Origin of the sequence: Salmonella sp. GDC200615, assembly GCF_050574145.1 — a bacterium.
GTDB lineage: Bacteria > Pseudomonadota > Gammaproteobacteria > Enterobacterales > Enterobacteriaceae > Salmonella > Salmonella enterica.
On sequence record NZ_CP192247.1, the window covers coordinates 1507368 to 1527718 of the forward strand.

Annotated in this window: 20 protein-coding genes and 1 pseudogene; 12 read left to right on the plus strand and 9 right to left on the minus strand. The window is 53.1% G+C overall.

Going from position 1 to position 20351, the window contains the following annotated elements:
• The first annotated feature begins 5 nt into the window (after positions 1 to 5).
• The 4 genes from menB (at position 6) to pmrD (ending at position 3544) form a co-directional block, all read left to right on the plus strand.
• Positions 6 to 863, plus strand: a complete 858-nt coding sequence (menB, locus tag ACQ29O_RS06995) for a 1,4-dihydroxy-2-naphthoyl-CoA synthase (protein ID WP_000640012.1) — start codon at positions 6 to 8, stop codon at positions 861 to 863.
• A complete protein-coding gene (gene menC, locus ACQ29O_RS07000; RefSeq protein ID WP_001255563.1) occupies positions 863 to 1825 on the plus strand; it encodes an o-succinylbenzoate synthase in 963 nt (320 codons plus the stop codon). The genes menB and menC overlap by 1 nt, the downstream gene beginning before the upstream one ends.
• A complete protein-coding gene (gene menE, locus ACQ29O_RS07005) occupies positions 1822 to 3189 on the plus strand; it encodes an o-succinylbenzoate--CoA ligase (RefSeq protein WP_000144665.1) in 1368 nt (455 codons plus the stop codon). The genes menC and menE overlap by 4 nt, the downstream gene beginning before the upstream one ends.
• 97 nt (positions 3190 to 3286) lie before the next feature.
• Positions 3287 to 3544 (plus strand): signal transduction protein PmrD, encoded by a 258-nt coding sequence (gene pmrD, locus ACQ29O_RS07010; RefSeq protein ID WP_000455132.1) that lies wholly within the window; start codon positions 3287 to 3289, stop codon positions 3542 to 3544.
• Here pmrD and arnF read toward each other — a convergent pair.
• Genes arnF through arnB form a run of 7 tightly spaced genes read right to left on the minus strand, consistent with a single transcriptional unit; the run spans position 3539 to position 10891 of the window.
• Complete coding sequence (gene arnF / locus ACQ29O_RS07015) at positions 3539 to 3916, minus strand: 4-amino-4-deoxy-L-arabinose-phosphoundecaprenol flippase subunit ArnF (protein ID WP_000538696.1); 378 nt, start codon at positions 3914 to 3916, stop codon at positions 3539 to 3541. The two genes, pmrD and arnF, sit on opposite strands and share 6 nt — an antisense overlap.
• A complete protein-coding gene (arnE, locus tag ACQ29O_RS07020) occupies positions 3916 to 4251 on the minus strand; it encodes a 4-amino-4-deoxy-L-arabinose-phosphoundecaprenol flippase subunit ArnE (protein WP_000580579.1) in 336 nt (111 codons plus the stop codon). Before arnE ends, arnF begins: the two co-directional genes overlap by 1 nt.
• Positions 4248 to 5894: a lipid IV(A) 4-amino-4-deoxy-L-arabinosyltransferase gene (arnT, locus tag ACQ29O_RS07025; RefSeq protein ID WP_000978052.1), complete on the minus strand. Its 1647-nt coding sequence runs from the start codon at positions 5892 to 5894 to the stop codon at positions 4248 to 4250. Before arnT ends, arnE begins: the two co-directional genes overlap by 4 nt.
• Positions 5891 to 6790: a 4-deoxy-4-formamido-L-arabinose-phosphoundecaprenol deformylase gene (gene arnD / locus ACQ29O_RS07030; protein ID WP_000169766.1), complete on the minus strand. Its 900-nt coding sequence runs from the start codon at positions 6788 to 6790 to the stop codon at positions 5891 to 5893. The genes arnT and arnD overlap by 4 nt, the downstream gene beginning before the upstream one ends.
• Positions 6787 to 8769 carry a bifunctional UDP-4-amino-4-deoxy-L-arabinose formyltransferase/UDP-glucuronic acid oxidase ArnA gene (arnA, locus tag ACQ29O_RS07035; RefSeq protein ID WP_000648764.1) on the minus strand — a complete coding sequence of 661 codons (1983 nt, stop codon included), beginning with the start codon at positions 8767 to 8769 and terminating at the stop codon, positions 6787 to 6789. Before arnA ends, arnD begins: the two co-directional genes overlap by 4 nt.
• Complete coding sequence (gene arnC / locus ACQ29O_RS07040) at positions 8766 to 9749, minus strand: undecaprenyl-phosphate 4-deoxy-4-formamido-L-arabinose transferase (protein WP_000458887.1); 984 nt, start codon at positions 9747 to 9749, stop codon at positions 8766 to 8768. Before arnC ends, arnA begins: the two co-directional genes overlap by 4 nt.
• Before the next feature lie 2 nt (positions 9750 to 9751).
• The gene (arnB, locus tag ACQ29O_RS07045; RefSeq protein WP_001279293.1) at positions 9752 to 10891 is read right to left on the minus strand and encodes a UDP-4-amino-4-deoxy-L-arabinose aminotransferase; all 1140 of its coding nucleotides are present in this window, start codon (positions 10889 to 10891) and stop codon (positions 9752 to 9754) included.
• Positions 10892 to 11189: 298 nt separating this feature from the next.
• Between arnB and pmrG the strand changes: the two genes are divergently transcribed.
• Positions 11190 to 11795, plus strand: a complete 606-nt coding sequence (gene pmrG, locus ACQ29O_RS07050; RefSeq protein ID WP_000879248.1) for a lipopolysaccharide core heptose(II)-phosphate phosphatase PmrG — start codon at positions 11190 to 11192, stop codon at positions 11793 to 11795.
• A 44-nt stretch (positions 11796 to 11839) separates the two neighbouring features.
• Here the strand turns inward: pmrG and nudI are convergent, their stop codons facing one another.
• Entirely contained in the window at positions 11840 to 12265 is a 426-nt protein-coding gene (gene nudI, locus ACQ29O_RS07055) for a nucleoside triphosphatase NudI (RefSeq protein ID WP_001249902.1), read from the minus strand.
• A gap of 278 nt (positions 12266 to 12543) precedes the next feature.
• On the opposite strand from nudI, the gene ACQ29O_RS07060 reads away from it, so the two are divergent.
• From ACQ29O_RS07060 to ACQ29O_RS07090, 7 genes and pseudogenes are all read left to right on the plus strand, one after another.
• Complete coding sequence (locus ACQ29O_RS07060; RefSeq protein ID WP_001747112.1) at positions 12544 to 13086, plus strand: YfaZ family protein; 543 nt, start codon at positions 12544 to 12546, stop codon at positions 13084 to 13086.
• 114 nt (positions 13087 to 13200) lie between these two features.
• Positions 13201 to 14397, plus strand: a complete 1197-nt coding sequence (locus ACQ29O_RS07065; RefSeq protein ID WP_000935693.1) for a nicotinamide mononucleotide deamidase-related protein YfaY — start codon at positions 13201 to 13203, stop codon at positions 14395 to 14397.
• 249 nt (positions 14398 to 14646) lie between these two features.
• On the plus strand, positions 14647 to 15429 hold the full coding sequence (locus tag ACQ29O_RS07070) for an IclR family transcriptional regulator (protein ID WP_253336170.1): 783 nt from the start codon (positions 14647 to 14649) through the stop codon (positions 15427 to 15429).
• A 13-nt stretch (positions 15430 to 15442) separates the two neighbouring features.
• On the plus strand, positions 15443 to 16648 hold the full coding sequence (rhmD, locus tag ACQ29O_RS07075) for an L-rhamnonate dehydratase (protein ID WP_001530644.1): 1206 nt from the start codon (positions 15443 to 15445) through the stop codon (positions 16646 to 16648).
• Positions 16649 to 16703: 55 nt separating this feature from the next.
• Complete coding sequence (locus ACQ29O_RS07080) at positions 16704 to 17993, plus strand: MFS transporter (RefSeq protein WP_020936886.1); 1290 nt, start codon at positions 16704 to 16706, stop codon at positions 17991 to 17993.
• A gap of 25 nt (positions 17994 to 18018) precedes the next feature.
• The gene (gene yfaU, locus ACQ29O_RS07085) at positions 18019 to 18822 is read left to right on the plus strand and encodes a 2-keto-3-deoxy-L-rhamnonate aldolase (RefSeq protein WP_000992943.1); all 804 of its coding nucleotides are present in this window, start codon (positions 18019 to 18021) and stop codon (positions 18820 to 18822) included.
• A 5-nt stretch (positions 18823 to 18827) separates the two neighbouring features.
• Positions 18828 to 19002: pseudogene (locus ACQ29O_RS07090) on the plus strand (molybdopterin-binding protein).
• Between the two features lie 86 nt (positions 19003 to 19088).
• Here the strand turns inward: ACQ29O_RS07090 and sseL are convergent.
• Positions 19089 to 20111: an SPI-2 type III secretion system effector deubiquitinase SseL gene (sseL, locus tag ACQ29O_RS07095; protein WP_001017735.1), complete on the minus strand. Its 1023-nt coding sequence runs from the start codon at positions 20109 to 20111 to the stop codon at positions 19089 to 19091.
• Positions 20112 to 20351 lie beyond the last annotated feature (240 nt).

Consider the following 20351-nt stretch of genomic DNA (forward strand, 5'->3'; position numbering starts at 1 on the left):
ACACTATGATCTATCCTGATGAAACAATGCTTTACGCACCGGTAGAATGGCACGACTGCTCGGAGGGTTACACCGACATTCGTTATGAAAAATCCACCGACGGTATTGCAAAAATCACTATTAATCGTCCGCAGGTGCGCAATGCATTTCGTCCGTTGACCGTCAAAGAGATGATTCAGGCGCTGGCGGATGCCCGTTACGACGACAACGTGGGCGTGATTATTCTGACCGGCGAAGGCGATAAAGCGTTTTGCGCGGGCGGCGACCAGAAGGTGCGCGGCGATTACGGCGGTTATCAGGATGACTCCGGCGTGCATCACCTGAACGTGCTGGACTTCCAGCGCCAGATTCGCACCTGTCCAAAACCGGTTGTCGCGATGGTCGCGGGTTACTCCATCGGCGGTGGTCATGTGCTGCACATGATGTGCGACCTGACCATCGCGGCGGAAAACGCCATCTTCGGCCAGACCGGTCCGAAAGTCGGCTCCTTTGACGGCGGTTGGGGCGCTTCGTATATGGCGCGTATCGTTGGTCAGAAGAAAGCGCGTGAAATCTGGTTCCTGTGCCGCCAGTACGATGCGCAACAGGCGCTGGACATGGGGCTGGTTAACACCGTCGCTCCGCTGGCGGATCTGGAAAAAGAGACCGTGCGCTGGTGCCGCGAAATGTTGCAAAACAGTCCGATGGCGCTGCGTTGCCTGAAAGCGGCGCTGAATGCCGATTGTGACGGTCAGGCCGGGCTGCAGGAGCTGGCGGGCAACGCTACCATGCTGTTCTACATGACGGAAGAAGGGCAGGAAGGCCGTAACGCCTTTAACCAGAAGCGTCAGCCTGACTTCAGCAAATTCAAACGGAACCCATAATGCGTAGCGCGCAGGTATACCGCTGGCAGATCCCCATGGACGCGGGGGTGGTTCTGCGCGACAGGCGGTTAAAAACTCGCGACGGGCTGTATGTTTGTCTGCGTGACGGCGAGCGTGAGGGATGGGGAGAGATCTCTCCGCTGCCGGGCTTCAGTCAGGAAACGTGGGAAGAGGCGCAGACGGCGCTCCTGACGTGGGTGAACGACTGGCTTCAGGGGAGCGAGGGATTACCGGAGATGCCTTCGGTCGCGTTTGGCGCAAGCTGCGCGCTGGCGGAACTGACTGGCGTCTTGCCGGAGGCGGCGGACTATCGCGCTGCGCCGTTATGCACTGGCGATCCTGACGATTTGGTGCTGCGGCTTGCCGATATGCCCGGCGAGAAAATCGCTAAGGTCAAAGTGGGTCTTTATGAAGCGGTACGCGACGGCATGGTGGTTAATTTGCTGCTGGAGGCGATCCCGGATCTGCATCTGCGTCTGGATGCGAATCGCGCCTGGACGCCGCTAAAAGCCCAACAGTTCGCAAAGTATGTTAATCCGGATTACCGCGCTCGTATCGCCTTTCTCGAAGAACCGTGTAAGACGCGGGATGATTCCCGCGCCTTTGCCCGTGAAACCGGCATCGCGATTGCCTGGGACGAAAGTCTGCGCGAAGCGGATTTCACCTTTGAAGCCGAAGAGGGCGTCAGGGCTGTGGTTATCAAACCTACGCTGACCGGATCGCTTGATAAAGTGCGTGAGCAAGTCGCTGCCGCCCATGCGTTGGGACTGACGGCGGTCATCAGCTCTTCGATCGAGTCCAGCCTCGGCCTGACGCAACTGGCGCGGATTGCCGCCTGGTTGACGCCGGGAACGCTGCCCGGACTGGATACCTTGCATCTGATGCAGGCGCAACAGGTTCGCCCCTGGCCCGGTAGCGCGTTGCCTTGTCTGAAGCGTGATGAGCTGGAACGACTGTTATGACATTCACGGATTGGCCGTGGCGCCACTGGCGTCAGGTTCGCAGCCAGGCGCCCGCTCTGCGCCTGAACGATGAAGTGCTAAGCTGGCGCGCCCTCTGTGAGCGTATTGATGCGCTGGCGGGCGGGTTTGCCGCGCAGGGCGTACGCGAGGGCGACGGTGTCCTGCTGCGCGCCGGGAATCAGCCGCGCACTCTGTTGGCATGGCTTGCGCTGATGCAGTGCGGCGCGCGGGTTCTGCCCGTCAATCCGCAGTTGCCCCAGACGTTGCTGGAGGCGCTGGTGCCGAAGTTAACGCTGCGTTTTGCGCTGACACTGGAAGGCGAAAACGCGTTTTCCGGATTAACCGCGTTGCAGATACAAAAGAGCACAGCGGCGTATGCTGTGGACTGGCAACCGCAGCGTCTGGTTTCCATGACGCTGACATCGGGTTCCACAGGATTGCCAAAAGCGGCTGTACATACGTGCCAGGCGCATCTTGCCAGCGCGCAGGGGGTGCTTTCGCTAATGCCGTTTGGCCCTCAGGATGACTGGCTGCTATCGCTGCCGCTGTTTCATGTATCCGGGCAGGGTATTATGTGGCGTTGGCTCTTCGCCGGGGCGCGCATGACGGTACGCGATAAGCAACCGCTGGAGCAGATGCTGGCAGGGTGTACTCATGCTTCGCTGGTGCCGACGCAGCTGTGGCGGCTGCTGGCGAATCGGGCGGCGGTGACGCTGAAAGCCGTTTTGCTCGGCGGCGCGGTGATTCCGGTTGAACTCACCGACCAGGCCAGCAAACAAGGGATTCGCTGCTGGTGCGGGTATGGGCTCACGGAGTTCGCGTCTACAGTATGCGCCAAGGAGGCCGATGGTTCTGATGATGTGGGCGCGCCGCTCCCCGGCAGAGAGATCAGAATCGTCGATAATGAAGTCTGGCTGCGCGCCGCCAGTATGGCGGAAGGTTACTGGCGTGATGGCAAACTGATCCCGCTGGTTAATGACGAGGGCTGGTTTGCCACGCGCGATCGCGGCGATCTGAACCACGGCAGGCTAACCATCGCCGGGCGGCTGGACAACCTGTTCTTTAGCGGCGGCGAAGGCATTCAGCCGGAGGAAGTCGAACGCGTTATTAATGCGCATCCGCTAGTGCAACAAGCCTTCGTCGTGCCGGTAGAAGATAAAGAGTTTGGCCATCGTCCCGTTGCGGTTGTGGAGTATGCATCGCAGGCCGGAGACGTGAACCTCGCTGAATGGGTCCGCGATAAGTTGGCGCGTTTTCAGCAGCCGGTTCGCTGGTTGACGCTGCCGTCAGAACTGAAAAACGGAGGGATTAAAATATCTCGCCGTGCGCTCCAGCAGTGGGTGTGTGAGAACTGTAAAAATTAATGTTAGGTTAATATACAACCATTCCATCGCTATTGCCGTTTTGTTTATCCGTTGATGTGTAACGTGTTGTGAACAATCAGCGTGAAACGGGGGCGCTATGGAATGGTTGGTTAAGAAATCGCATTATGTCAAAAAGAGGGCGTGCCATGTTCTGGTGCTGTGCGATAGCGGCGGTTCGCTAAAAATGATCGCCGAGGCGAATTCCATGATATTACTGAGTCCCGGCGATATCCTGTCGCCTTTACAGGATGCGCAGTATTGTATTAATCGGGAAAAACACCAGACCTTAAAAATCGTTGATGCACGCTGTTATTCCTGCGACGAATGGCAGCGGTTGACGCGCAAGCCATCATGATCTGGCGGGCAGAAAAATCAGCATTACCCCCGCCATAATGCACAATACGCCGAGCATCGCTTTTAGGCTGAAAGCGCCTTGCAAACCGGGTAACAACATTGAGGCTACCCAGACAAGCACATAGCTGAGACTCAGCAGCGCATAGGCTTTGCTGAGCGCGAGCGTGTGTAATGTTTTATGCCAGCAGAAGACGGAAACCAGATACCCCGCCAAACCGGCGAATAGCGCCAGGGTCGCGGCATTAAGAGCGCCCAGCCCGGAAATAAACGCCAGTGGATGCGCTATCGATGGCAGTCGCATCATGGCGAATCCTAAACTCAACTGGGCGAGGGAGGCAATCGCAACGCTTATCAGTCCCCACATTACGCCCATTATGCCGCACTCCCCAGAATGATAATGCCGCTGATAATTAATGCGACGCCAAACCAGTGGCGGGGCGGAACCTGTTCATGCCAGATTTTCCAGGCCGCCAGCGTGACCCAGACAAAATTCAGACTCAACATCGGGTAAGCAATTCCCACCGGCAGGGTTTGTAGCACCAGCAGCCACAGCACCATCGCTGCACCCATGCATATCAGCGCCAGGCCCAGCCACAGCATCAAGTGACGGCGGCGTCCGCCCACCGTCAATGGCCGTGTCGCTTGCTTCTGGCAGAGCTGACCGCCAACGCTGAGCAGACTGGCAAGCACCAGAATGACGCCGATCATTTAGGCCGATACTGAATTAACACCAGACGCCCCTGATAATCAACATTGTCCGCAGGGGGAAGGGAAAGAGCGCTGATGTCTTCGTCTTTGGCTATTGAAAGTACTAGCGTAATAATGCCCTCCTGACGATGCTGGTTGAGCCAGGCGTTAAAATCGTCGGCTTTAACGAATTTATCCTGCACATCAGGATAGCTAAGACCATACCTGAGTTCGCCCGCGTGTCCGTAGAGCATAATATCGTCTCGTTTCAGACTCCAGGCCAGACCGGCGGCGACGCCGACGTTGTCGGCAAGAATATAGCGGCTTGATGCCAAAGGCGCCTGGGTCATTTCGACAAAAAACTGTGGCTGTTTGGACTCCATCACCCTGTCGGGGATGGAAAAGCCGAACAGCAGCGCCAGTCCCAGCGGACAAAACGCGGGTAATAGGTATTGTTGGCTATGACAGAGGCTATACCAGCCCACAAACGCCCAAACAGTAAAGACGCCCCAGACGCAAAACACTTTATAGGTTTCGATATGCGTCCACACCGGCGATTTCAGCGGGCCCCATGAGGAGACGACAAACGCCGCGACGATCCCGATTATCCCGAACACCAGGTTGATCCCGCCGTTGACACGTAGCGCGGCGACGCCTTCTTTTACGTTATGCAGGACGAAGCGCGCCATGAGTATCGCTATCGGTGCGAAACAGGAAAGAACATAGGTGGGCAGTTTCCCTTTCGCAATGCTGAAAAAGAGAAGCGGCATGATCGTCCATCCGAGCAAATAGAATGCGCCGTTTCGCTCGCGCCAGCCCAGTTTAAGCGCGCCAGGCAGTAACCCCAGCCACGGTAAACTTCCCGCGAGCAGTACCGGCAGATAGTACCAGAAAGGGGCTTTATGCTGGGCATCGCTCATGGCGAATCGCTGGATATGCTCCACCCAGAAAAAGTAATGCCAGAAATCGGCTTCGCGTCGCGCAATGGCGATCGCCCAGGGAAGGACAACCACAAAGCAGCTCAAGACCGCCAGCCAGCCGTATAGCAAAAAGTCCTTCCAGCGTTTCTGAACAATAACCCACGGCAGCACGCTCACCACCGGTACGGCCAGGGCGAGGAACCCTTTAGTTAATACACCCAGACCGCAGGTTGCGCCCAGTAGCAAAAACATCCCAATCTTGCCCGTTCGGGTCGTGGCCTGCATCCCCTGCCAGAAACAACACATCCCGGCCGTAAGCCAAAGCGCGATCATCGGGTCGAGTACCGCATACGTCCCGATACTGTAAACGGCAAAGAGGGAGAGAAAGATAACGGAGGCGAGCAACGCGGTACGTTTATCCCGCCATAAGCGGAACGTCAGCCACGCCACCAGCGCTGCGGCCAGCAATGTCGTTAAAATAGCGCCAGCCCGCACGCCAAAATTGGTAGCGCCAAAAAGCCACTGACCCAGACTGTTTATCCAGTAACCGGCTATCGGTTTTTCAAAATAACGTAATCCCAGAAAATGCGGCACGATCCAGTCGCCAGACGCCAGCATCTCCCGACTTATTTCGGCATAGCGCGTTTCATCCGGCTGCCAGAGCAGGCGGCTATTGACAGGAATAACATAGTAGAGCGCGATAAATGCGGCGAAAGCCAGATAATAGCGTATCGATTTCATCATGAGGCGCTCGCTGCCTGTTGGCACCCCAGCCAACCTTCACGGCCAGGGATGTGCCCACGTACAATTTGCCCCAACGGCAGAGACTCAGGCGATGTCGGCAGCAGTTCGCCCAGAGGACAAAAGGTGATCCCCGCGTCACGTGCACGAACGAGCAAATCTTCAAACAGCGGCTGATGGACAATACCTTCGACTTCCGCATGGATGGTATATACCGGCGTGCCTTTGTCCTGCAACATACGGGAGATAATCCAGGTATTGAACGACTGCGCCTGAACGGCGGGGCCGATAACCTCATCCCACGTGGGTAAGGTGACCGGGATTTGTGGCGTCCCGGTCTGGCCCGGCATCAGTAGCGGACGGAATAAGGTGGTTCCACGGCAATCGCTGTTATACCGCAGGTTGAACGGCTCTTTCGCACGAACAACGCGCCCATCCGCTCGCCAGCCGGCCGCGGCTGAGCAGGTGACGGGTTTTCCGATAATGGCCTCAAGCGCCGTTATGCCGCGCGCGATATCTTCTTCAAGCTGGCGGATACTCCAGTGGCCGCTGTGAGTCTGCCACGCATGGTGATCCCAGGCATGTAGTCCCGTCTCATGGTATGTTGCCGTTTCACGAATAATCCCGGCATTGGCGTTGCCGATATTTTTTCCCGGCCAGGCGGTACCGGCCAGCAGGATATCCCAGCCGTAGAGCGAAGCAGCGTTTGAACGTAGCATTTTCCATAAAAATCGCGGCCTTATCAGACGCCAAAGATGACGTCCCATATTGTCCGGCCCGACGCTGAAGAAAAAGCTGGCCTGAACGCCGTGGCGATGCAATGTCGCCAGCAGCCGGGGAACACCTTCACGCGTTCCTCGCAAGGTATCAACATCAATGCGTAAACCGACTTTCGTCATGATGCGCGTTCCGCGACATCTACGCTGCGCAGGAAGAAGTCCAGCGTTTCTTCAACCGTATCACGCATCGCAATAGACGGTTCCCAGCCCAGACAGCGCCTGGCATTGTCGATACTGGGTTTCCGGTGTGCGACATCCTGATAACCCTTGCCGTAATAACTACGGCTTTCGACGACCTGGAAACCGGCAAACGGTGGGAAATGGCAGCGCAGCGGATGCTTATCAAAACTGTCGAGCAACAGCGTCGCCAGTTCCTGAATACTGGCTTCGTTGTCAGGGTTGCCGATATTAATGATTTTGCCATCGCACCGATCGCCATCATTCACAATAATGCGGAATAATGCTTCGATCCCATCGCGAATATCGGTGAAACAGCGTTTCTGCTGACCGCCGTCGATAAGCTTTATCGGCGTCCCTTCTACCAGGTTCAGAATCAACTGCGTTATCGCGCGTGAACTGCCGATACGCGCCGCGTTCAGGCTATCCAGCCGCGGCCCCATCCAGTTAAAGGGACGGAAAAGCGTGAAGCGCAATCCCTCTTTTTCGCCATAAGCCCAAATCACCCGGTCGAGAAGCTGTTTGGAAACGGAGTAAATCCAGCGTGGCTTATTCACCGGCCCGACGATCAGATTCGATTTGTCCTCGTCAAAAGAGGCGTCCGTACACATGCCGTACACTTCAGAGGTAGACGGGAAAACCACGCGTTTACGGTATTTCACGCAATAACGGATAATCCGCAGGTTTTCTTCAAAATCAAGTTCAAAGACGCGCAGCGGGTTGCGGGTGTATTCAATCGGGGTTGCAATTGCTACCAGCGGCAGTACGACATCGCATTTTTTGACATGATATTCGATCCATTCTGAGTGGATGCTGATATCTCCCTCCACGAAATGAAATCGAGGGTGGAGCAGGAATCGGCTAATGGCGTTGCTGCCGATATCCATACCGTAGACCTCGTAATTCTCTTCATTCAGTAACCGTTCGGTCAAATGATTGCCGATAAAACCGTTGACGCCGAGGATGAGAACGCGAATGCGACGTTTACCGCTGGTCGCTGGTGGACGGTTCAAACGCGCGCCCGCCACCAGACCAAGCGTCTGTGCAAGCTGCGAGCCCTGTACAGTAATGCCGTCTCCGGCCTGGCCGGTAATAATCTCCAGCGCGCCATCAGCGCAGGCGACCCGCAGCGGAGAGACCGAAATTACCGAGCCGGGAAGCGCGCCCTGCGCATCCGGACAAATTCGGGAAGACCAGATAGTGAATTTTTGCGAGCCGTTATAGCTGAACGCGCCGGGCCAGGGGGCGGCTACCGCCCGCACCAGGTTATGCACCGTGGAAACCGGTTTGTGCCAGTCGATAAGGCCATCTTCCGGCCTGCGGCGACCATAATATGTAGCGTCAGACTCACGCTGGGGAACAGAAGGTATATCGCCGCATTTCATGGTGGGCAGGATGCTATTAAGCAACTGGCGCGCGGCCTGACATAGCTTATGATGCAGGGTAAGCGCAACATCGTCCTGCGCAATAGCAACGCGTTGACTGGCGACAATCTCTCCGGCGTCGGCACGTTTAACCATACGATGCAGCGTTACGCCCGTTTCGCTTTCGCCGTTAACCAGAACCCAGTTTAGCGGCGCACGGCCACGATAGGCAGGCAATAGAGAACCGTGCAGATTGAACGCGCCAGCCGGGGCGAGGTGCAGAATTTCTTCGCTTAACAGGTTGCGGTAATAGAACGAAAAAATAATATCCGGCGCAAGCTCAGCGATGCGGTCGACCCAGATAGGATGGTTTACGTTATCCGGTGCATAAACCGGAATCCCTAATTCTGCCGCCAGCCGGGAGACGGAGCCAAAAAAGGTGTTTTCCGCAGGATTGTCGGCATGAGTGAAAATCGCGGCAATCTCATACCCGGCATCCAGTACGGCCTGCACCCCCTGACATCCCATATCGTGATAGGCAAAAATAACGGCTTTCATTGGTGGCTTTCCTCAGTAAACGGCGTGCTTTCCGGGTAGATAACTTGTTGAACAAAATAGCGGGGGCGGGCGCGGACATCGTTATAAATGCGACCGATGTATTCGCCCAGCAGTCCCATACCGATGAATTGCGCGCCGATGAAGGTAAACAGAACGGCAAAGAGCATAAATACGCCTTCCGCCGCCCACTGCGGCCCCAGCGCCAGGCGAAGTACAATAAGCAATACCGACAGGCTAAACCCGCCGATGGCGATAACGCTGCCCAGCAGACTCAACAGGCGCAGCGGCGTCGTCGTCAGGCAGGTCACCAGGTCATACATCAGGTTAATGAGACGCATAAAACTGTATTTAGAGTCGCCAAATTCACGTTCAGCGTGATGCACCGGGATCTCGGTAGCCCGACGAGCGAAAATGTTGGCCAGAATAGGGATAAAGGTGCTGCGTTCATGGCAGCGCAACATAGTATCGATAATAGGGCGGCGATAGGCACGTAACATGCAGCCGTAATCGCCCATCGCTTTGCCCGTTGTGCGCTGGATCAGTAGATTAATGATTTTTGACGCCGATTTGCGAAACAGGCTGTCCTGTCGGTTCTGGCGCACGGTGCCTACCACATCGAACCCTTCATCGGCTTTCGCCACCAGGCGCGGGATCTCTTCCGGCGGGTTTTGCAGATCGGCATCCAGCGTAATGATGAGATCGCCGCTTACATGGCTAAACCCCGCCATGATCGCTGCATGTTGACCGTAGTTACGGTTGAGTAAAATAGAGATGATATGGCTATCGGCTTCCTGGGACGCCTTAACCATCAGCTCCGCCGAGCTATCGCTGCTACCATCATCTATCAATAAAATCTCCCACGCTTTGCCCAGACTCTCGCAGGCGGCGGTGGTGCGTCTTATCAATTCCGGCAGGCTTTCCTGTTCGTTATAGACAGGAATAACCACCGAGACTTTTTTTATGGGGGCGGCGTCAAACATGCTTATTGTCCTGCTATCTGATGAAGGGCGGTAATGACCCGATCAAAGTCACTCTCGGTCATGTCCGGGAAGAGCGGCAGTGAGCAGATCCGCTCGCTGTTCCACTCGGTGTCAGGCAGCGTGAGCGTTGGGAAACGTTCGCGATAATATTTTTGCGTATGCGCGGCGCGGAAATGCAGCCCTGTGCCGATGCCTTTCGTTTTCAGCGATGCCATCAGAGCATCCCGGGTAATACTGCAACGGGCTTCATCGACCCGGATAATGAATAAATGCCAGGCGTGAATATGTTCCCACGACGGAAGGCTCAGAGGCTGAAAAGGCAGGTCTGCCATTGCCTGGTGGTACTGCGCTGCGATGGCGGCGCGGCGAGCGTTAAGCGCATCCAGTTTCTGTAACTGAGCAAGCGCGATAGCGGCGTTGAGGTCGGGCAAATTATATTTGTAGCCCGGCGCCAGGACTTCCGCTTGTGGCGCGCGTCCTCCGCTCTGTCGATCCCAGGCATCAACGCCAAGCCCGTGAAACTTGAGACTGCGCAGTTTATCGGCGAATTGCGGGTTATCCGTGACGACGATACCGCCTTCAGCGCAGGTGATGTTCTTAATGGCGTGGAAGGAGAAAATCGCGGTGCCCCGGGCGCCAATGTGGCGACCTTTGTAGCTGGTTCCTGTCGCGTGCGCCGCGTCTTCAATCACCGGGATGCCATAACGCTCGCCAAGAGCGTAAATAGCGTCCAGATCGGCGGGCGCGCCAGCGTAGTGGACGGGGATAATTGCTTTGGTTTGTGGCGTAATCGCGGCTTCGATATGTTCAGGCGTGACCATCAGCGTATCGCGATCGACATCGACCATGACGGGGGTCGCGCCGAGTAAAACGATCATATTTAGCGTAGAAACCCACGTCATTGACGGTGTAATGACCTCGTCGCCTTCACCAATGCCCAGCGCCATCAACGCGATGTGCATACCGGCAGTGGCTGAACTGACGGCAACGGCATATTGATTGCCAGTTAGCCGACAAAACGCCGCTTCCAGTTCCTGATTTTTCGGGCCGGTTGTTATCCAACCTGAGTCCAGTACGGTCTTAACGGCAGCGAGCTCTTCCGCGCCCATCGCCGGACGGGAGAAAGGCAAAAAGTCCGACATCATTTTTCCTTCAGCCATTGAAAGCCGCTTTTCAAATATTTCGGCAATAGAAAAGGGCTTATTTTTTAACGCATTTAGCTGAACCCTACTGGATGAAGATTAAATTAACATTAAGAAATTAAGGTGAAGTAAAAAGATAATTTTTAACGGAATTATGCTTTGCTTTCGCCGAAAGTTTAAGGCATTTTATGCATGCCCAAAAGCTGTTTTTATGCTTCTGGCCTGGTCTTCCGTCGCGGAATTTCATTTTAATTGTATTGCTATTAAGTTAGCTGCACTGTCTGCCTGAGAGGTTAATGTGCTGGCATTTACCCTACGCTTTATTAAAAACAAACGCTATTTCGCGATTCTGGCGGGGGCGTTGGTTATTATCGCCGGGTTGACCTCACAACATGCCTGGAGTGGTAACGGTCTACCGCAGATTAACGGTAAAGCGCTGGCGGCGCTGGCGAAGCAGCATCCGGTAGTCGTGTTATTCCGCCATGCCGAGCGGTGCGATCGTTCCGATAATACCTGCCTGTCAGACAGCACGGGGATTACGGTCAAGGGTGCGCAAGATGCCAGAGCGCTGGGTAAAGCCTTCAGTGCCGATATACAAAATTACAATCTCTATTCCAGTAATACGGTGCGCACCATCCAGTCGGCAACCTGGTTTTCTGCGGGCAGGTCGCTTACGGTGGATAAAAAAATGATGGATTGCGGCAGCGGTATTTATGCTTCAATCAATACGTTACTGAAAAAGTCGCAGAATAAAAATATAGTCATTTTTACCCATAATCATTGTTTGACGTATATTGCAAAAAATAAGCGCGGCGTAAAGTTTGATCCGGACTATCTTAATGCGCTCGTTATGCATGCGGAAAACGGAAAACTCTTTTTAGATGGTGAATTTGTTCCCGGCTAGCCGCATGTTAAAAGCGTAAAGACAGCCTGAAGCGGCTGTCGTCATTATAATAACCCTTTCAATGCTAATGTGTGGCGTGTCGCTACATTCAAATCATACAGCGCCAGTTCTTCTGGCTTGACCCAGGCGTAGTCCTGAAATTCGTCGTTAATACATATATCGCGATTAGCGGAAACACAGTCGAAGATGAGATAAATCATATAAATCTCTTCTTGTCTGCCATCAGCGTAGGTTTTAACGCGGATATCGTCGCGGAAGGTCCACGGCGTAATATCGCTCAGAATCAGTTGTTCGCCGAGTTCTTCCCGAATCTCCCGACGCAGCGCCTCTTCAATGCGTTCGCCTGGCTCGACCCCGCCGCCCGACAGCGCCCACTGACCGGGAAAGACGCCGCGGTTGTCGGCCATTTTGCACAGCAGATAACAGCCATCATTTTGAATTAATGGGCAAACTATAGTTCGTTGACGCATAAGTCGCTTCCTTAAACCACCAGGTCATCAGCTTAACAAATCATTCTGCGAAATTCTTTGTGAAAAATGGAAGCGATAACGCAGACTGCGTTTTTTGTTAATCCTGTTGATGCAGGCGTCACCATGTGATGGCGCAATGATGCGGCATGGCGAAAGTAGTATTTCGTTACAATATGTTTTTGGAATGGTTTCTTAGTGCATTGATTCCTCAGCGTCTGGCAGTACAATTCTGCCGTTTTGGGGAGTTTTTCTTTATGTGCTTGCTGGAAAGGGTAAAAATGAAAAAAAGCATATTATTAGGTTTTGCCGGAATGCTGTTCGTTTCTGCATCGGCGCAGGCCATCAGTATTAGCAGCCAGGCGGGCGAAGATTACACCAACATTGGCGTGGGTTTTGGTACGGAATCGACGGGACTGGCGCTAAGCGGCAACTGGATGCACAACGATGATGATGGCGATGCTGCGGGCGTGGGTCTGGGGCTGAACATTCCGGTGGGACCGCTGCTGGCGACGGTAGGCGGTAAAGGTATTTATACCAATCCGAAAGACAGCGATGAAGGCTATGCGGCGGCTGTCGGCGGTGGGCTACAATGGAAAATCGGCAACAGCTTCCGTCTGTTCGGCGAGTATTATTATTCACCAGATTCGCTGTCCAGCGGTATCGACAGTTATGAAGAAGCGAATGCAGGCGCGCGTTTCACCATTATGCGCCCGCTGAGCATTGAAGCCGGTTATCGTTACCTGAACCTGGCGGGTAAAGACGGCAACCGCGATAATGCGATTGCTGACGGCCCTTATGTTGGCGTAAACGCCAGCTTTTGATGCTAACGGCGCGGCAATCGTCGCGCCATATTCCTCCTTTTCCCGTCATTCTTCTTTCCACGTCCTATTCCTCTTTGCGTTATAGTGTTTTCATCATAAGAGCAGGAGAACACAATGCTAAATGTGGAAATGCTATCCACCGGGGATGAGGTGTTGCACGGACAAATCGTTGACACCAATGCCGCCTGGCTGGCTGATTTTTTCTTTCATCAGGGCGTTCCGTTATCACGGCGAAATACGGTAGGCGATAATCTGGACAGTCTGGTCGCTATCTTGCGTGAACGCAGTCAACATGCTGATGTTTTGATTGTTAATGGCGGGTTAGGGTCGACCAGCGATGATTTAAGCGCGCTCGCCGCGGCAACGGCAAAAGGCGAAGGATTAGTACTGCACCAGGCGTGGCTGACCGAAATGGAACGCTACTTTCAGCAGCGTGGCCGCGTGATGGCGCCGAGCAACCGTAAACAGGCGGAACTGCCTGCCAGCGCGGAGTTTATTAATAATCCGGTCGGCACTGCCTGTGGATTTGCGCTCCAGCTCAACCGCTGCCTGATGTTTTTCACCCCCGGCGTACCGTCGGAATTTAAGGTTATGGTGGAGAAGGAAATCTTACCGCGGTTACGCGCGCGTTTTTCGCTGCCGGAGCCGCCGCTTTGCCTGCGGTTAACGACTTTTGGACGTTCAGAAAGCGACCTCGCGCAGCGTCTCGATTCACTGCCGTTGCCGCCCGGGGTGACGATGGGGTATCGCTCATCAATGCCGATCATTGAACTGAAATTGACCGGCCCGGCTACGCAACGGGAGGCGATGCTGGCGTTATGGCCAGAGGTCAAACGGGTTGCCGGGCAGAACCTGATTTTTGAAGGTACGGAAAACCTGCCGGCGCAAATAGCCCGCCGCCTGCAGGAAAGGCAGTTGAGTCTGACGTTGAGCGAGCAATACACCAGCGGCTTACTGGCGCTACAGCTTTCCCGCGCCGGGGCGCCTGTTCTTGCCAGCGAAGTCGTTCCTTCTCAGGAAGAGACGCTGGCGCAAACGGCGCACTGGACGACAGAACGGCGCAGCAATCATTATGCCGGTCTGGCGCTGGCCGTGTCGGGGCTGGAAAACGAACATCTTAATTTCGCGCTGGCGACGCCGGATGGCACGTATGCCTTACGCGTGCGTTTTAGCGCCAATCGGTATAGCCTGGCAATACGTCAGGAGGTCTGCGCGATGATGGCGCTAAATATGCTGCGCCGCTGGCTTAATGGCGAGGACATTACCAGCGAGCATGGCTGGATAGACGTGGTTGAATCATTGACATCATAATCCCTTTCTCTTATCTGCGATGGGAACGACATCGTGAGCCGGATAAGGCCGCTATGCCATTATCCGGCAATATCATCTGCTTTTTTGTCCAGCCAATTGTACTGAATACAAAGTAATACGTGCGTTAATTCACATTTATATGGTTAACCCTTCCACTCCGTTGGAAGGCGGATAAGCTTTGACGCGCTTCACAATTTTTTCCCTACTGACCTTTCACACTGATTCCAGTGTCTCAGACTGGAGTCCAATATGTTGGAATCAAGTAAAGTCCCGGCTCTTACTCGCGCAATCGACATCCTCAATTTGATCGCGCGTATTGGCCCATGCAGCGCGGCAATCATTATTGAAACGCTGCGTATTCCAAAAAGCACCGCGTACCTGCTGTTGAATGAATTAAAACGTCAGCGATTTATTAGCCTCGATCATCAGGATAACTACTGCCTGTGGACTAAGCTCGTTGAATTGTCGGGTCATGCGCTCAGCAAGATGGATCTGCGGGAGCTGGCGCGTCCTCGTCTAACACAACTGATGGATGAAACCGGGCTGCTGTGTCACTTGGGGATCATCGACCACGAAAATGCGTATTACATACTGAAAGTGGAATCCTCATCCACTATCAGCGTGCGCTCGCATGAGGGGAAAAGCCTCTCTCTTTATCGTTCCGGCATCGGCAAATGCCTGCTGGCATGGCAGCCGGCCGCCGTACGCAAAGCCATTATTGAACAACTGGTATGGGAGCGAGCCACGCTGACCACCATCACCGAGCCGCAACAATTTAATGATGAGCTGGAACGCATTCGCCAGCGTGGATGGAGCTTTGATAACGGGGAGGATTATCCGGATGTCCGCTGCGTTGCCGCACCGGTATTTAATGCCAGAAACGAACTGACCGCGGCAATTTCAGTGGTCGGCACGCGCCTGCAAATCAACGAAGAGAATCTTGATTATTTGGCCGGTAAAGCTATTGCCTGTGCCAAAGATATTTCACGCCTGTTGGGATGGAAAAGTCCCTTCGACTCACTCGCATCTTAAAATGGAGAATATTATGACTCTTCCTAAAATTAAACACGTTCGAGCCTGGTTTATTGGGGGCGCTACCGCAGAGAAAGGGGCTGGCGGCGGGGATTATCACGACCAGGGAGGAAATCACTGGATTGATGACCATATCGCCACTCCCATGAGCAAATATCGCGACTATGAGCAGTCTCGTCAGTCTTTTGGAATCAACGTGTTAGGGACGCTGATTGTCGAAGTAGAGGCGGAAAATGGGCAGACGGGGTTCGCCGTTTCGACAGCAGGGGAGATGGGCTGTTTTATCGTAGAAAAACATCTTAACCGGTTTATTGAAGGCAAATGCGTAAGCGATATCAAACTTATTCACGATCAGATGCTCGGCGCGACCATGTACTACTCCGGTTCCGGCGGTCTGGTGATGAACACGATTTCCTGTGTGGATCTGGCGCTGTGGGATCTGTTTGGCAAGGTGGTTGGGCTGCCGGTTTATAAATTGCTGGGCGGAGCGGTGCGCGATGAAATTCAGTTTTACGCCACCGGCGCACGCCCGGATCTGGCTAAAGAAATGGGCTTTATCGGCGGTAAAATGCCGACTCACTGGGGGCCGCACGATGGTGATGCGGGGATCCGTAAAGATGCCGCGATGGTGGCGGATATGCGTGAAAAGTGCGGGCCGGATTTCTGGCTGATGCTCGACTGCTGGATGAGTCAGGATGTGAACTATGCGACTAAACTGGCTCACGCCTGTGCGCCATTTAATCTCAAATGGATTGAAGAGTGTCTGCCGCCGCAGCAGTATGAAGGCTATCGCGAATTAAAACGCAACGCGCCTGCAGGGATGATGGTTACCAGCGGCGAACACCATGGTACGCTGCAATCCTTCCGCACTCTGGCAGAAACCGGCATTGATATTATGCAGCCGGATGTTGGTTGGTGCGGCGGATTAACCACGCTGGTTGAGATCGCCGCGCTTGCCAAATCGCGCGGGCAACTGGTGGTGCCGCACGGTTCGTCTGTCTATTCGCACCATGCAGTTATTACTTTCACTAATACCCCTTTCAGCGAGTTCCTGATGACCAGCCCGGACTGTTCCACCCTGCGTCCGCAATTTGACCCGATTCTCCTGGATGAGCCGGTGCCGGTGAATGGACGCATCCATAAATCAGTGCTGGATAAGCCGGGCTTCGGCGTCGAGCTTAACCGTGACTGTCACTTGAAACGCCCTTATAGCCACTAATAACTCGTGCGTTGCCTTTGTACGGCAACGCCCTCATCCTGTTGAGGATATTGCTATGAGCATCACTTTACTTGACGGCGTAGTGAAGAAAAACCGCGCACGTTTAATTCCTTTTATGTTGGCACTGTATGTACTGGCGTTTCTGGATCGTTCAAATATTGGTTTTGCCAAAGAGACCTATCAGATAGATACCGGGCTAAGTAATGAAGCCTACGCGCTAGGGGCCGGTATTTTCTTTGTGGTTTACGCTTTCCTTGGCGTACCTGCTAACCTGCTGATGCGCAAATTTGGCGCAAGAACCTGGATCGGCACGACTACCCTGCTGTGGGGCTTTCTCTCTGCTGCGATGGCCTGGGCGGATAGTGAAGCAAAATTCCTGATAATCCGCACGCTATTGGGCGCGGCGGAGGCTGGATTTTTCCCCGGCATGATCTATCTAACTTCACAATGGTTCCCGCAGCGTAACCGTGCCAGCATTATGGGGCTATTTTATATGGGCGCGCCGCTGGCGTTAACGTTGGGTTCGCCGCTCTCCGGCGCTCTGCTGGAGATGCATGGTTTTATGGGGCACCCGGGATGGTTCTGGATGTTCGTTATCGAAGGCCTACTGGCGATTGGCGCAGGGATATTCACCTTTTTCTGGCTTGATGACACTCCGCAGCAGGCGCGTTTTCTTAGCCTGGAAGAAAAGAACGCGCTTATCAGGCAACTGGCGAGCGAAGAAGAGAAAAAGGTCACGTCAAGGCTTGCGGATGCGCTGCGTAATGGACGCGTCTGGCAACTGGCTATTATTTATCTGACGATTCAGGTGGCGGTATACGGACTCATCTTTTTCCTGCCGACCCAGGTTGCCGCGCTATTGGGCACTAAAGTGGGCTTTACCGCTTCGGTGGTAACAGCGGTTCCCTGGGTGGCGGCTTTGCTTGGCACATGGCTTATTCCTCGCTACTCCGACCGTACCGGCGATCGCCGTAACGTTGCGGCAGTGACGTTACTGGCTGCGGGTATTGGCATTGGCCTGTCAGGTCTGGTTTCTCCGGTGCTCGCTATTCTGGCGCTCTGTGTTGCAGCAGTAGGATTTATTGCCGTTAAGCCCGTATTCTGGACCATGCCGACGCAGCTACTTTCCGGTACGGCTCTGGCGGCAGGAATTGGTTTCGTTAATCTGTTTGGCGCTGTGGGCGGTTTTATTGCCCCAATTCTGCGCGTAAAAGCGGAAACGTTGTTTGCCAGCGATGCGGCGGGCCTGCTGACGCTGGCCGGAGTCGCCATCATTGGCTCATTAATTATCTTCACGCTGAGCGTTAATTGTCCGGTGGCGCAATCCGGCGCTGCGCATCATTAATCTTATCTACGTTGTAAGGATCGCTATGAACGCATTGTTATCAAATCCTTTTAAAGAAGGATTACGTAAAGGGGATACGCAAATTGGTTTGTGGCTCAGTTCAACCACCTCTTATATGGCGGAGATTGCGGCGACGTCGGGTTATGACTGGTTGTTAATAGATGGCGAGCACGCGCCTAATACGGTGCAGGACTTGTATCATCAGTTACAGGCCATCGCCCCATACGCCAGCCAGCCGGTGATTCGCCCGATCGAGGGAAGTAAAGCGCTCATTAAACAGGTACTGGACATCGGGGCGCAAACGCTACTGATCCCGATGGTTGACACCGCAGAACAGGCGCGCCAGGTCGTTTCCGCTACCCGATACCCGCCGTTGGGGCAACGAGGCGTTGGCGCGAGCGTGGCGCGTGCGGCGCGCTGGGGGAGAATCGACAACTATATGGCACAGGCCAATGAGTCGCTCTGCCTGTTGGTGCAGGTTGAAAGCAAAGTGGCGCTGGAAAACCTTGACGCGATTCTGGAGGTTGAAGGCATTGATGGCGTCTTTATCGGTCCGGCAGATCTCTCTGCTTCATTGGGTTACCCCGATAATGCCGGACACCCGGAAGTGCAGCGAATCATTGAATCGTGTATTTATCGTATTCGCGCTGCCGGAAAAGCGGCGGGTTTTTTGGCGGTCGATCCGGCAATGGCGCAGAAATGTCTGGCGTGGGGCGCGAATTTTGTCGCGGTCGGGGTAGATACGATGCTCTACACCGAGGCGCTGGACAGCAGGTTGGCGATGTTTAAATCTGTTCAGTCAGTAAGCACGGCAAAACGTAGTTATTGAGAAAAATGCCGGATGGCACGTATGCCTTACGCATGCGTTTTAGCGCCTATCGGTATAGTCTGGCAATACGTCAGGAGGTTTGTGCGGTGATGGCGCTAAATATGCTGCGCCGTTGGCTTAATGGCGAGGACATTACCAGCGAGCATGTGGATAGACGTGGTTGAATCATTGACGGCATAGAACTTTTAGTGGGAAGGCCTGGCCTTCCCATCCTTATATACTTATAAATTCTTGGCAGAGCATCATTTCAGGATAAGTACTCGCCATTACTGGAGACTGTATTCATATATTTGTCGCCGGGTTTGGGTGTTAAATAGTGTTTGTTCCTCTACTGAAAGCGTTAAGAAATTTTCCGCAAACTCTCGTAGTGTGGTAGCAGGATCGTTTTGTCCTGCATTCGATAAGAGTTGAATTGCATGGTAACAAAATAGACCACAGCCGTTGGGTACATTATTTTGTAAATTAGTTTCAATAAAATCAATATTTTCGTTTTCTGATATACCTGCAATTTTTGCTGCTTCTATAATCTCTTGCTTAGTATTTTCATTTAAATCATAATAAGTATTAAATATAAGGCATTTTATTTTTTCTGCAAGTTTATAAAATAAACAGAGAAGCCAGTGATCTCCTGTATTTACCAGGAAGACTTCATTGTGAGATAATCCTGATTGAGCAATCTTTTCAAGTAGCTGAGTGCTTAATATATTTTCTTTGGTGGTAGGATGAATCAGCCCAATAGGATAGTTTACCGAGAGAAGAGGTGATTCTTGAACCAGACCTTGCGTTGCAGCTGCCAGCTCATCTGACGACAACATTCGCGCACCACACCAAAGATTTTCAACTCCTACCTGTTCTTGATCTGTCTGAGCGAACTGGTCGCCCATAATTTTATGTGCTATTCCTATTTTTTTAGAAAGGTCGGTTGTCGCTGAACCGGCCATATAAAGTAATCTGGAAGGGGCATGTAGCTTTTTCCACTCAGTATTATTTTTTGTTATATCGTTATTGGCGATTTGATGTAATACAAGGCAAGCCTGATTGATTTTTTTGTCTATATCTGGTGATCCCGATCTTTTTCCGCTAAAGAGATCAAAAAGTAATTTCTCAACTTTATGTCCCAGGTCATCGTTGCGTAACGCAAGATTGCATAACAGATCAATACAATTCTGATTACCGTTCTCTACTTCGCCAATCAACAACGCAAGCGCCTCATCGCTCACATCTTCTGAATATAAACTGTGAAATTGCGGTGTGCTCAATCGGTAAAGTGAATTTACACATATATTCATTTTGCTCTGTTTCCTGGTAGGTGAAAGTAACGAATATGATGTCATGTATAATTATTTGTAAAAATATTATTGTTAGTGGGAGATATATTAAATCAGGCATAGACCTGATTTTATTATTATTCACATAACACTCAATTATTATTGGAGATATTCAGTTATCCCCCTCTTTAAAGGAGGCTGGTAACGCGGCGATACAAGAGATATTGCTCTATAAACAGTAACGTCGTTATCTGTCATGCC